The 12,228-nt window shown below is 68.8% G+C and carries 11 protein-coding genes and 1 pseudogene; 6 read left to right on the plus strand and 6 right to left on the minus strand.

The features are described from left to right. Positions 1-620: 620 nt before the first annotated feature. Both tpg and tap read right to left on the minus strand, forming a co-directional pair. Positions 621-1,175 carry a telomere-protecting terminal protein Tpg gene (gene tpg, locus ACFYP3_RS35560; protein ID WP_388842027.1) on the minus strand — a complete coding sequence of 185 codons (555 nt, stop codon included), beginning with the start codon at positions 1,173-1,175 and terminating at the stop codon, positions 621-623. A 98-nt stretch (positions 1,176-1,273) separates the two neighbouring features. Beyond that, positions 1,274-3,352, minus strand: a complete 2,079-nt coding sequence (gene tap, locus ACFYP3_RS35565) for a telomere-associated protein Tap (protein WP_388842029.1) — start codon at positions 3,350-3,352, stop codon at positions 1,274-1,276. 209 nt (positions 3,353-3,561) lie between these two features. Between tap and ACFYP3_RS35570 the strand changes: the two genes are divergently transcribed. From ACFYP3_RS35570 to ACFYP3_RS35585, 4 genes are all read left to right on the plus strand, one after another. Then, positions 3,562-4,293, plus strand: coding sequence for a TnsA-like heteromeric transposase endonuclease subunit (locus ACFYP3_RS35570; RefSeq protein ID WP_388842031.1), 732 nt, complete (start codon positions 3,562-3,564; stop codon positions 4,291-4,293). Positions 4,294-4,403: 110 nt separating this feature from the next. Then, positions 4,404-4,736, plus strand: coding sequence for a hypothetical protein (locus ACFYP3_RS35575; RefSeq protein WP_388842033.1), 333 nt, complete (start codon positions 4,404-4,406; stop codon positions 4,734-4,736). Positions 4,737-4,927: 191 nt separating this feature from the next. Then, complete coding sequence (locus ACFYP3_RS35580; protein WP_388842035.1) at positions 4,928-5,593, plus strand: hypothetical protein; 666 nt, start codon at positions 4,928-4,930, stop codon at positions 5,591-5,593. Between the two features lie 59 nt (positions 5,594-5,652). Further along, a complete protein-coding gene (locus ACFYP3_RS35585; RefSeq protein WP_388842045.1) occupies positions 5,653-6,417 on the plus strand; it encodes a helix-turn-helix domain-containing protein in 765 nt (254 codons plus the stop codon). On the opposite strand, the gene ACFYP3_RS35590 is transcribed toward ACFYP3_RS35585, so the two are convergent. After that, entirely contained in the window at positions 6,306-7,142 is an 837-nt protein-coding gene (locus ACFYP3_RS35590) for an ABC transporter permease (protein ID WP_388842037.1), read from the minus strand. The genes ACFYP3_RS35585 and ACFYP3_RS35590 overlap by 112 nt on opposite strands. Continuing rightward, entirely contained in the window at positions 7,139-8,254 is a 1,116-nt protein-coding gene (locus ACFYP3_RS35595) for an ABC transporter ATP-binding protein (protein WP_388824431.1), read from the minus strand. Before ACFYP3_RS35595 ends, ACFYP3_RS35590 begins: the two co-directional genes overlap by 4 nt. Positions 8,255-8,595: 341 nt before the next feature. On the opposite strand from ACFYP3_RS35595, the pseudogene ACFYP3_RS35600 reads away from it, so the two are divergent. Together ACFYP3_RS35600 and ACFYP3_RS35605 are read left to right on the plus strand one after the other, a co-directional pair. Then, a pseudogene (locus ACFYP3_RS35600) lies at positions 8,596-8,814 on the plus strand (ISAzo13 family transposase); the annotation flags it as partial. A 389-nt stretch (positions 8,815-9,203) separates the two neighbouring features. Further along, a complete protein-coding gene (locus ACFYP3_RS35605; RefSeq protein ID WP_388842039.1) occupies positions 9,204-10,115 on the plus strand; it encodes a GntR family transcriptional regulator in 912 nt (303 codons plus the stop codon). Positions 10,116-11,181: 1,066 nt separating this feature from the next. On the opposite strand, the gene ACFYP3_RS35610 is transcribed toward ACFYP3_RS35605, so the two are convergent. Next, on the minus strand, positions 11,182-11,313 hold the full coding sequence (locus ACFYP3_RS35610; protein WP_388842041.1) for a hypothetical protein: 132 nt from the start codon (positions 11,311-11,313) through the stop codon (positions 11,182-11,184). A 70-nt stretch (positions 11,314-11,383) separates the two neighbouring features. Further along, a complete protein-coding gene (locus ACFYP3_RS35615; RefSeq protein WP_388842043.1) occupies positions 11,384-11,995 on the minus strand; it encodes a hypothetical protein in 612 nt (203 codons plus the stop codon). Positions 11,996-12,228 lie beyond the last annotated feature (233 nt).

Below are 12,228 nucleotides of genomic sequence, written 5' to 3' on the forward strand. Positions count from 1 at the left end.
GTAACCGGCGTCCGCAATGGTCACCGGCACCTCGATACCCCAGGATCGGGTCCCGCCGAGCATGTCCAGTGCGAGCCGCCATATCCCCCCGTGCCAGACATGCGGGAGCGCAGGCGACCCCCGTCCACCAGAGCCTGGTGGCAGCCGAGAGACGCCTACCACTCCCTTGCTGCCGATCCAGCAGTGCGAGAAACTGAGCCTTGAACGGGCCCGGTGGCCGCGGGCCGGGTGGTGACCACTGCGGCCGGGGATACAGACGCTGACTGTGCCCGCCATCAGGGCAACCAGAAGTGCGGCACCATCGACATTCAGGTCAACGGCCCAGGTCACGGGGTCCTCGGCTAGTGCGATGGCTTCCCCTATCAGCATCAGCACCGATAGCCAGAGGCCGGAGCAAGGCTGGATGCAGCCGACCGGGGCGGAGACCGGCGACGTGTGACGGTAGCCGGGGAACCTGCCCGCGGTCGACAGTGCCACGGGGCTGGGAGCAACCCGTCCGAAGGCGGCTCCCCGCATAGCCATTGCACCGCTCTTCCGGGTAGTACCTGCCGATGACGCGCTCACACGCGGGGCGGCTCCCACCCGGACAGCTCGCGTCCGAGTGTGGCCCGCGGCGGGGTTCAGAAGGAGACGTCGAAGTAGTCGATGTCGGTGAACTCGACCCGGAGCTGGTCGGCCCGGGTGCCGCCGTCCTTGAAGTAGATCTCCTGCAGTCCTTCGGCGACGATCGCGCGCAGGTCGCGGTCGGCGGCGCCTTGGGCGCGGGCGTCGAAGAGGCGCTGGGCGTAGGCGGGTGGGAGGTGGACGGTGAGGCGGCGGACGCGGCCGTCGTCCGTGGTGCCGACGGGTGCGGTGTAGCCGAACCTGGCGCGAGTCTCGACGGTGATGCCGGTGCTGGTGGCGGCTTCCTTGCGGCGTCGGCCGCGTACCACGGGCTGCCAGCGGGCGCGTACGGCTGTGTCGATGCGGTGCGCGACGGGCTGGGGCGGGGTCTTGCGGTCGCCTTTGCGGTAGCGCTCCACCGAGCGCTGGCTGACTCCGAGCTCTGCGGCGACCGCGCGGGTCGTCTTGAGCTGCTTCAGCAGGAAGTTGATCTGGCCCTTCAAGGTCTTGGGCGGTTCCTTGGTGAAGGCTTCCTGATCGGCGCGGACGATGGCGTCCTCGATCTCTCCCACAACGGTTCAGCTCCTCAACAAATGGGTCCAGGTTATGCAGCTTGAGTGGCCTGTCGACTGTGGTCTCCGGCAACGGTGCCGAAGGGCACGGCCCGGTTCTATTCGCCGTCGTCGAGGATGGCGTCGCCGCCCTTGATGTGGCGGGCCGGGTTGAGGCCCTTCTCCATGAGGTCCACCGCCCACGCCATTTCCTGGACGCCCTCGACCTTCGCCAGGCCCGGCGTCGACCCGAGGCGGAATGCTCCGGGGAGGGGCTTGCCGGAGGTGGTGTAGGGCAGGAAGTCGAGCGGGGACGGCCCGGACGACGCGTAGACGACGCAGTCGGAAAGAACACCGAGCGGGTACTGGCCGGTGGCTTTCGCCGTGTTGGCCATCTTGCGGTGCATGTTCACGCGGGCCTTGGAGATGACGGCGGCGCGGATGTCGGGGCGCCAGGTCGGTCGTTCCAGCGCGGGCCACCGCTCGCCGTCCTGGTAGTGCCGTCCCTGGGGGCGTTCGCGGAGCTTGCCGATCCCGCCCTTGACGGTGGCCTTGATCGCGGCGAGGACGGCCGCCATCCCGGGGTCCACGTTTTTGTGCGTCTTCATCGCGGTGAGGAACTGTCCGCCGTCCAGGTCGGCGGTCACGGCGAGGTCGGCGAGCGTGTCGGCATAGGCGGTCTTGAGGCGGTCGTGCCAAGGGTCCAGATATGCACCCGTCTCCCTGCGCAGGAACGCCGCGATGGGGGAGACCTCGTGGCCGAGTTCCTGGGCATAGGCGACGGTGTGGGTCTGGTACCAGGCCGGCCCCTCGGGCCGCTGGCCCGAGGGTGTGAACGGCGAGGGCAGGCGGGGGTCCAGCTCGATGTGGGAGAGGTCGACCAGCCAGGAGCCGGGGATCTTCTTGTTGAACCGGGGAGCGTGGAAGTGGTCCGGTGCGGACAGCCCGACGACCAGGCGCGCGGAGGCTGCGAGGAACGCGGTGTTCAGGTCCAGGCCGATCGCGTAGGGCAGCAGGCACTCCTCATCGGCGAGCAGGTCCACCTCGCGGACCCATTGGTATGCCTCCTCGTCGAGGAAGCCGCCGGTCCATCCCTGCGCGACGGGATGTTCCTGCGGGGCTTCTGGTGGGGCGGGGTCCATCGGCTCGGTACCGAGTGAGCCCGGGTTGTAGCCGGACTCCCACTCACCGGTGCTCTTGTTCTTCACGGCCCGGGTGGGTGGCCGCAGCGCGGTCATCAGCTCCAGCCCTGAGGTCGCGGTGGAGCCGCGCGGCGTGAGGACCCGAGCCGCGTATGTACCGAGCACGCGGGCGATCTCGGCGGGTTCCATGTCCGCGACGCCCGGCCAGGAGCGGGCATCGAGCGCGTCCCAAGAGAGGATCGCTACATGCACGCATTGGCGCTGCCCGGCCTGCGCCGGACGGTAGACGCGCGCCCAGGGACCGAGTCCGCGCTGTGTCAGCTTCCACTTGCCCTTTGTGACCTGCTTGACGACGGGGTGATCGTCGGGGAGCCGCAGGGAGCGGCGCGCTTCCGGGCCCTCCAGCCGTTCGGGCAGACCGAGCTTCACGGCGGCCGCCGCGGTCAGGACGACCAGCGGATCGGAGTCCTTCCCGGAGCGGTTCAGCCGCGGAGCACCGAGTCCGGATTCCTTGAGGGTCCACTCGACCAGCTGCACGAAAGTGGTCGCGGGGCAGTCCAGCACGATCCCGTCGATGCCGTACGCGGTCCCGTCGCCGTCCAGCACGGCGAGCGGCCCGTGTGGGAACCGCGGATCGGAGGCGGCTGGTACGGCGGTCTTCCGCGTCGGACGGCGGGACGATGGCGCCGGGCGGGCGGCGGCCACCGCGGCCGGCTCCACGTCGGGGACCGGCACCGCAGCGGCGGGCTGCTCCATGAGGCCGGTGAACGTCTCCGAAACCGCCGCAGGTTCGGGTACGGCGGCTGGTGCCGGGTACCGCTCCGCCCAGCCGTCGAGCAGCCTCAGATAAGCCTGCAGACGCGGCGGCCTCGGCTCTGAGCGGCCGTTTTCCCAGTTCTTCACCGTCTGGAGAGTCGACTTCAATGCGGCCGCGAGCCGGGCCTGGGTGACACCGGCCGCCTCACGCAGCCTCGCGCGCTCCGCCGGGGCCGGCAGCTGCGGCTCGCCCTCCAGCAGTGCATCCACCGCGTCGAACAGCTCTTCCTGCGTGGCCATTTCCACCTCCGCCGCGAACCCTATCAGAATTATCCTTGCCGTCAGGTCGCATTTAACCCTGTCAGGGTTGTGTGGTATGGATGCGTGATCGGGGGTCGTGCCATGGGGCTGTCCTGTGACAGCGATGATTGATCTTTGCCATCGGAGGTTGATCATCAGTAAGTTCGTGCCATCAAAGTTTGAGTGGCGCGGGGTGCTGGTTGTCTGGGGTGGCGGTGGAGGAGCTTGCGGATGCGTACGCAGATCCGGATCTTGGGGCGTTTAACCTGGGATTTCTGGAGGACGGTGTCCAGGCGATCATTGGCCGCGTGCTGGGGCGTCCGGTTCGAGCGGGTGGCACCGGTGCGGCCGTTCCGAAGGGCGGGGAGAGCTTCGCGGGCTGGTATTTCTGCACGACGACAGATGAGCACATCGGGTACGAGTCGTGGCTGGAGCGGGACCGGCTGATTCTGCTGGATGCCGATCCGCAGGTGGCGGGGGTGGCGTCGCAGCCGTTCTGGCTGCACTGGCGACGGTCAACGGCACCGTCGTCATGCCCCGGACTACTTCGGCGCCTGGCCGATGGGCGAGGCCGGGTCGTCGATGTACGGGCGGCCGACCGTGTCGATGACGCGGCCGCCGAGGCGTTCGCGGCCACCGGGCGGGCCTGCCGGGCGGCTGGCTGGGAGTTCGCCCGGGTCGGTGTCCCGGATCCGGTGCTGATGGCGAACATGCGGTGGCTCTCCCGTTACCGCCGGCGACGGTGCCTGCGCCCGGAGAGCGCCGCCGTGCTGATGGACGTCTTCGGCGAACCGGGGCCGCTGCGGGCTGGCGCCATACGGGTGGGGGATCCGCTGGGGGTGCTGCCGGTGCTGTTCCATCTGCTGTGGTCCGGCGCCCTGGCCACGGAGGTATCCGCACGGCTGCTCGGGGTGCTGCATGCGACGACGAGGGGTTTGTGATGGGGCGGCTGACACGTCCAGATGGTCTGATGGTCGGGTAACGTGTCCGGTTCGACGGACAGGTCCGGCTGGTCCTGGCGGTTTCGGGCCGGTCGGTGACGTTGTCGAACATGGGCGGCACGCCGCGGTCCATTCCACCGGCCCTGCTCTTCGCCGACGGCGACTTCGAGGTGGTGGACAGCTCGGGGCGGATGCCGCTGCCGCCGGTGTCGCTACTGGAGGCGCTGGCGCAGGCGGCACTGGAGAAGGCCTTGTGGTGGGAGGGTCACATCCTGGAGGTCCTGCGCGGACTGCCGCCGGACGCCGCCGTCGGCACGGAGCCGAAATCGCAGTACGCTCTGTCGCGTTCGCTGACCGCACGCGAACGTGCCGGCCGCCGAGCTGACCGCGGCCGGGCACCGGGTGAGCGTGAGCACGGTCGGGAACTACCGGCGCCGTTATGAGACATCGGGTGTCCTGGGGCTGGCAGATCACCGGCCGGTCCGCAAGACACCGAAGTACGGCACGGTGGACGACACGATCGTGGCTGCGATGCGCCAGGCGATCAGCGAGGCCCACCGATACCTCCACCCGCACCGGCACATTCCTGCTCTGGCGGACCGAGCAGATCCTCAAAGTCGGCCAGGACGGTGAGGTGACGTTGCCCTCACGCCGCATGCTCTACCGGCTGCTCGCGAAGCTCACCGCCGGGACCCACACCACGGGCTCGGCGACGACCCGCAGGTCACGGGCGCACGGAGCGACGGCGCCGTTCGGTGAACTCCCCGCGTTCGCTCCGGGCGAGGTCATGCAGATCGATTCCACCCCGCTGGACGTGCTGGTCCGCCTGGACGACGGGGTGGCGGGCAAGGTCGAATTGACGGGCATGATCGACGTCGCGACCAGGACGGTGACCGCGGCGGTGCTGCGGCCGACGACGAAGGCGGTGGATGCCAGCGTGCTGCTGGCTCGCACGGTCACCCCCGAGCTGATGCGGCCAGGCTGGGTCGATGCCCTGAGCATGTCCCGCTCAGTGCTGCCGCACCGACGGCTGCTGAGCATCGACGAACGTCTGGAACACCCCGCGGCCAGACCGGTGATCGTCCCGGAGATGATCGTCTGCAACCACGGGAAGACGTTCATGTCACGCGACTTCCTCGTGTCCTGCCGCTTCCTCCAGATCGATCTCCAGCCCGCGTACAAGGGATCGCCCTTCGAGAAGAGGCACATCGAGAAGATGCTCGCCTCCGTGGGATCTCTGTTCACTCAGTTCCTCCCCGGTTTCACCGGCAACAAGACTGATCACGCGGGCGGCACGTGAGCACATCGGCTGTGAGTCGTGGCTACTGACCTGTGTCCGAGATTCCGTGTTTGCTGGATATGAGTCGTCAAAGTCCGAAGGTTCCGCCGTTGTCGTTGTCTGATGCTCAGCGGGCCGTTCTGGTGGGCTGGGTACGCCGTCGCACCCCTTGGCCCGGCGGTCACGAATTGTGCTGGAGTGTGCGGACGGCCATTCCATCATGGAGGTGTCACGGCGGCTTCGGATCGCTCCCCAAAACAGTCTGCACCTGGCGCAGGCGTTTCCTGGAAGACGGTCCGGACGGCCTGTGGGACGAGCCCAGGCCGGGCGTCCCGAGGACGACCACGGACACGGCCGTCGAGCGGGTGAGCGTCAAGACTCGGGAAGAGAGGCCGAGGAACGCAACGCACTGGTCGACGAGGTCGATGGCGGCAGCGATAGGGACGTCACAGTCGACGGTCTCGCCGATTCGGCCGCCACCTTCCTGCTACCGAAGAATCACCAAATGCCACCTGCTGCGGGTCTTCTGCACGTCCGCGCAGGTCGCTGCCCGATGGAGCCCCGTTTCCAAGTCGTTCTACGAACGCAAAAGAGCCGACCGCGACCCTCAAGCCGTCATCCCCTCCCGCGACGGCCGGACCTTCAAGATCACCTCGTCGACATCCAGCCCCGCCCCACGTGGCCGATGCGCTCACACCAAGGCACCAGCCCATCTTGACAAGTTCGTTGGGAATCAGCAGATGTCACCGTGGCCGACCTTCGCATACGATGCGACCGCCGCGCCGACCGTGATCAGTACGATGAATATCAGCTGTGAGAGGTTGCTGGGTGCCTGGCTTATGTAGCCGCCCCCCTTGCCGAAGAGCTGGCTCAGCGCTTCGGGCACACTGTGCCACATGATGGCCCGCCCGACCGGCGCCACCGCCTCCCAGCTGCTGAGCATCGCCCCTATCACCGGCGGCAGGGTGACGAGGCCGAGCATGACGGCGATCGCCCCGGCGGAGTGCCGCACCAGCGCGCCGATCGCGAGCGCGAGCACGCCGAGCAGGGTCACGTAGAGGCAGCCGAGCAGCGCGCCGAGCCACTCGACGTAGGCGTGCGAGCCCGCCGCGGCGCCGTCGTGGACGAGGGACGCGGCGATCCCGACCACGAAGACGGACAGCGCGGTGGTGACCAGGGCCGTGGCGCTGAAGACGAGGTACTTCGCGGTGAGCACCCGGTACCGGTCCGGGGCGGCGGTGAACGTGGTCCGCGCGAGCCCGGTGCCGTGCTCCGAGGTGATGGTCAGCACGCCGAGGACCATCACCGCGATCTCCCCGACCAGCAGGCCGAAGAGGGCGGGTGTGGTGAAGGTGATCCCGGCGTAGTCCTCGTCCGAGGTCTGCGAGACGAAGAGCAGCCCGACGCCCACGACGATGAGCACGAGCGAGCCCAGCGTCCACAGGGTGGAGCGGATGGAGACCAGCTTGGTCCACTCCGAGGCCACGGCGTGCCCCAGGTGCGGCCGCGGCGTGGGCAGGGAGGAGCTGTAGCTCCGGGGCCGCTCCGGCGTCGTGGTCGTCGGGGTCATCGTGTGTCCTCGGGGGAATTCTTGGCGGTGCTCGTGAGCTCGCCGGGATGGCCGGGCATGAGGAAGGGCTGCCCGCCCGCCGCGGGCGGCGGCGGTGCGAAGAAGCCCGTCTGCGGGACCTCCGGGGGTGCCGGTTCCTCCTCCCACGCCGGGAGGGTCAGCGGTTCGGGTTCCCAGAGCTCGGCCCGCGGGTCCTCGGTGGAGGTGTACTCGACGGCGGACTGGGTCATCCGCATGTACGCCTCCTCCAGCGAGGCGTGGTGCGGTGACAGCTCCCACAGCCGTACGCCCGCCCCGTGCGCGAGGTCCGCGATGCGGGGCAGCTCCAGGCCGGTCACGCGCAGTGCTCCGTCGGGTTCCTGGAGCACCCGGCCGCCCGCCTTGGTGAGGGCCCTACCCAGCGCGTCCCGGCCATCCGGATCAGTGTCGGCCGCGCGCACCCGAGCGAATCCGGCCGAGTTGTGCGCGATGAACTCCCGGGTGCCCATGTCGGCCAGCAGCCGGCCCCGCCCGATCACGATCAGGTGGTCGGCGGTCAGCGCCATCTCGCTCATCAGGTGCGAGGAGACGAAGACGGTACGGCCCTCGGAGGCCAGCCGGCGCATGAGGTTGCGGACCCAGAGGATGCCCTCCGGGTCGAGCCCGTTGACCGGCTCGTCGAACAGCAGCACCTGCGGGTCGCCGAGCAGGGCGGTGGCGATGCCGAGCCGCTGCCCCATGCCGAGCGAGAAGCCCTTGGTGCGCTGCCGGGCGGCGTCCTGGAGCCCGACCACGGCCAACACCTCGTCCACCCGCTTCTCCGGGATCCCGGAGAGCTGGGCGATGGACAGCAGGTGCGTACGGGCCCTGCGGCCGCCGTGCACGGCCTTGGCGTCGAGCAGGGCCCCGACGTGCCGCTGGGCGTTCGGGAGGTCCCGGAAGGGCCGGCCGTTGATCGTGACATGACCGGAGGTGGGCCGGTCCAGGCCCACGATCATGCGCATGGTGGTGGACTTCCCGGAGCCGTTGGGTCCCAGGAATCCCGTGACGTGACCCGGCTTGACCTGGAAGGACAACTGGTCGACGGCGGTCTTGGCGCCGTAGCGCTTGGTCAGGCCGACTGCCTCGATCATCTTGCTGCCCCTTACCAGGCCGGGACGACTTTCGCCCGCGTAAGGGTTAAGAGGAAAACGAGCCCCGGCTGGTTCCGTCCCCGCCGAACCCTGAGCTTCTCCTGAGACCGCCCGGAGCCTTCGTTGAAGTAACTGGCCACCCCACGCAGAGCGGGCCGTCTTCGCATGTCCAGCAGGGGCCGAGCTGACCCGGCAGTGCCGCAACGGCCCGAAACCGCGCCGATCAGGCAAACGGCCAGGCTCCAGCTTTTAGCTCGCACTGTTGTTGTCGTCCCAGTGCGTCAGCGGCCGGGACCGTGGGGACGTGCGCAAGGTGTGGACGCCCTAGAGGCCAGGGCGAACCGTTGGGCTGGGTCCGCCGGGCCAGGGGCGGGCCAAGCGGGCGTCAGAGGTTGATCCGGAGCTGCGACCTGCAATGTTGGCGCTGGTCGAGCTGGATTGTGCTTGGGGATCCGAGCCGGCGGCGCTGGACGACGAAGTCGCAACGCAAGCTCGCCGACGAGCTCGTCAGGCAGGGCCACCGTGTCCTCACGGTCTCTGGCGAACGCCGCCGGCAAGGAGGAGTACTGGCGGCCCTCCACGTCCACCGTGGCAGTGTCCCGCGCCAGGCTCTCCCCAGCAGGCCTATGCAGTCCGCGACGTCGAGGGTCTCCCCGCCGAAGACGACCGCGTAGCCGCCGTCTCGCAGCTCTGGGGCCCTCTCGAGGAGCGTGGGGGTGAAGCCGTGGCGGTGCAGGAAGTGGGCCAGGGTCGGGTCCGCTACGCTGCCGCCGGAGATCAACACGCTATGTTCTTCTTCTGGTTCTGAGCCTTGTCTACTCCCCACCCACTCTCGGAGAGATGTGTACAACGCACGGAGGGAAATCCCGCGAAGAAAGAGTGAGTTGGGGTGACTGAACTCGTGCAATAAAGGGTTCATCCGTACTAGTGCACCAGAGGGTGGGGTGAGATGGAGCGGAAACAGGCACCGTATGCGCGCATCGCGGCCGAACTGCGGGAACGGATCCAATGCGGGGAGCTGCGCCCGGGAGACCGGGTGCCGTCGACGCGGGCCATCACCCAGCGGTGGGGAGTTGCCATGGCCACGGCGAGCAAGGCCCTGGCCACGCTCGGGCAAGAGGGCCTGGTACGGGCGCTACCGGGGGTCGGCACCGTGGTCACGGCCCCGCCCGCGACGAGCGGACCTGGCCCCCGCCCCACCGCAGACGATACGGTGCAGCGCGCCCGTATGGTCCGCGCGGCGGTCGAGATCGCGGACGCCGAGGGGCTCGCGGCCCTGACCATGCGCCGGCTCGGTGTGGAGCTGGGCACCTCGGCGATGTCGCTGTACCGGCACGTCAACGGCAAGGAACACCTTGTCGTGCTGATGTCCGACGCCGCCTTCGGGGAACAGTCCCTGCCGCAGTGGCCGCCGCCCCACTGGAGGGAGCGGCTCGAGCTGTCGGCAACCCTCCAGTGGCGCCTCTATCAGGCTCACCCATGGCTGGCTGGCGCCATGAACCTCAACCAGCCGCTGCTGGTACCTAACGGTATACGGCACATCGACTGGGCACTGGCGGCCCTGGACGGCCTCGGCCTGGACGCCGGTACCCGGATGCACGCGGCCGTGACCCTTTTCGCGTACGTCCGCGGCCATGCCATGGGCCTGGAGCCGGAATCCGCGGCGGCCCGCTCCAGCGGTGTGAGCGGGGAGCAGCGGATGCAGGCCCAGGAAGATCGCCTCGCGGCCCGGGCTGGCGGCGGAGCCTTCCCCGCCTTGGCCGATGCCCGCGCCGGCCTCTCCCCCGAATCTCTCTTCCGCTTCGGCCTCACCGCCCTGCTCGACGGCCTCGCTGCCCGCCTCACCACAGCCACAGGCTGACAGCCGCCTGGCGGCAAACGGGCAGGTCCTAGCCAGCGGAGCACCCCCTCCCGCAGGCCGAGGGCATCGCCCACCGTCACATACTCAAGGGCAAATCCCGCTGCCAGCGCAAAACCGCAACCAACGCACCACCAGCCTTGCAACACCGAGCCAAAACCGCTGGCAACACCCCGCCCTCCGAGCCCTGCGAGATCCTTCAGCAGTGAATCCGCGACGACCCGCCTACGATGTTTGTACGAACCGGACAGCTCGCACAGACACGGAGCGCTTTTAGCCCGCCCACGGATTGGGTGACGCGCCTTCAGCGAATGTGCAGGTCGGAGCCTGATGAAGACCTCAGCTGAAGCCCAGCCTGAAAGTGCTCACGGAATCCTGGGGCCCTTTGCCGCGAATCCGCAACAGGCGATGACCTGGCCTTTCTGGCCGATGACAGCCAGCAGATTCGCCGCGGCCTCTGACATGACCGCCTTTGATACTTGCCAGTGCGGAAGGGGCGGGATCCGAAAAATGCCGGGGAATGTAGCCCGTGTGGCGGTCATACTGCCCGACGGCCAGGAACTGCGGGCCCGCCTATACGAGCGGCTGGCAGTACCGGGTGGACATCATCCTCTGGGCACCCGACAGCCGAGACCGCCCAAAACCCACGGAACACGGTGTCTGGCTCGACGCCTGCCACGTCCGCCCCCTCGAAGGCGGCGACTACAGCAGCGTTCCCAACCGCACCGCCCCCACTACCGGCCGACAGGCCTGGACGCTCCCCACCGCCCCGGCCACCCCGCGGCACGTCTGGTCCACGTCTTCGGCTGCCAGCCCGGTGCCACGCCCATAGTCCTTGACCAGGCCCTCGATGCACTCCCCCAGCCCCGCACCGTCTCCTACCACGAATGCAACGCCGCCACGTCATTCCCACCCCCGACCGCTCCACTCGTGTCATGACCGGAACACACTTGAGACTTCCGACTGCCAGGGGCCCGTTCACTCAGCCGCCAGCGCCTGCACAACCGCCAGACGGCGCCCCCAGAGTGCGGTGCCCCCGCCACTGCCAGGCCGACCGGCCACAGCATTGTCAGACATCCCGCCGGGCAACCGGGTAAGAGGCGGTCACCGCGCCGCCGGTCACCACCGTGATGAGTACCAACTGCCGGGGCACCGGGGCTATCTCACGTTCGTCGATGCCGAACAGCTGGTCCAGCGCCACCGGCCGTTGTCCTGGAGGGCCGGCAGCCCGATGGGAGCCACCGCCTCCCAGGTGCCTGGCACGGCTCCTGTCACCGGCGGCAGCGTGAAGATGCGGGCGTGACTGCGATCGCCCCGGCCGAGTGCCGCAGCAGCGCGCCGATCGCGAGCGCGCCGAGCAGGGTTAGGTAGAGGCAGCCGAGCAGCACGCCCAGCCACTCGTGGGCGGCGTGCGGACCGGCTGCCGCCCCGCTGGTGAACGAGCATGGCGGCGGTCCCCACCAAGAAGATGGACAGCGTCGTGGTAACGAAGGCTGTGATGCTGAAGACGAGGTGCTTGGGGTGAGCACCCGGTACCGGTCCGGGGCAGCAGTGAACGTGGTCCGCGCCAGCCCGGTGCCGTGCTCCGAGGTGATGGCCAGCACGCCAAGGACCGTCACCGCGACCTGTCCGGCTATCAGGCCGAAGAGCGCGGGCATGGTGAAGGAGATCATCGTGTAGCCCTCGTCAGAAGACTGTGCCACGAAGAGCAGCCCGATGCCGACGACAGCCAGCACGAACGAGCCCAGCGTCCACAGGGTGGAGCGGATGGAGACCAGCTTGATCCACTCCGAGGCCACGGCGTGCGCCCGGTGCGGCCGCCGGGAGAGACGGGCCGAGCTGCCGCTGCGCGGCTGGTCTGGTGTCGTGGCCGTCGGGGTCATCGGGTGTCCTCAGGGTGGAGTTCTTGGTGGTGCTGTCGGCAGGGTCGCCGGATTCCTGGGCGTCAGGAAGAGCTGCCGATGACGCGAAGCCCTCTATCAGGCGGGACGTCCCGCCCACATAAAGGGACAAGGGGACGCTCCCCCCGTTATCTTTTTCGCGGTCCTGCAATGGGGCCGCTGGCCTCCGGGCCCGGTATGACTGTGTCCCCTCTGTCGAACGGATGACCTGGGGG

Source organism: Streptomyces sp. NPDC005533, from assembly GCF_042871845.1.
Lineage (GTDB): Bacteria > Actinomycetota > Actinomycetes > Streptomycetales > Streptomycetaceae > Streptomyces.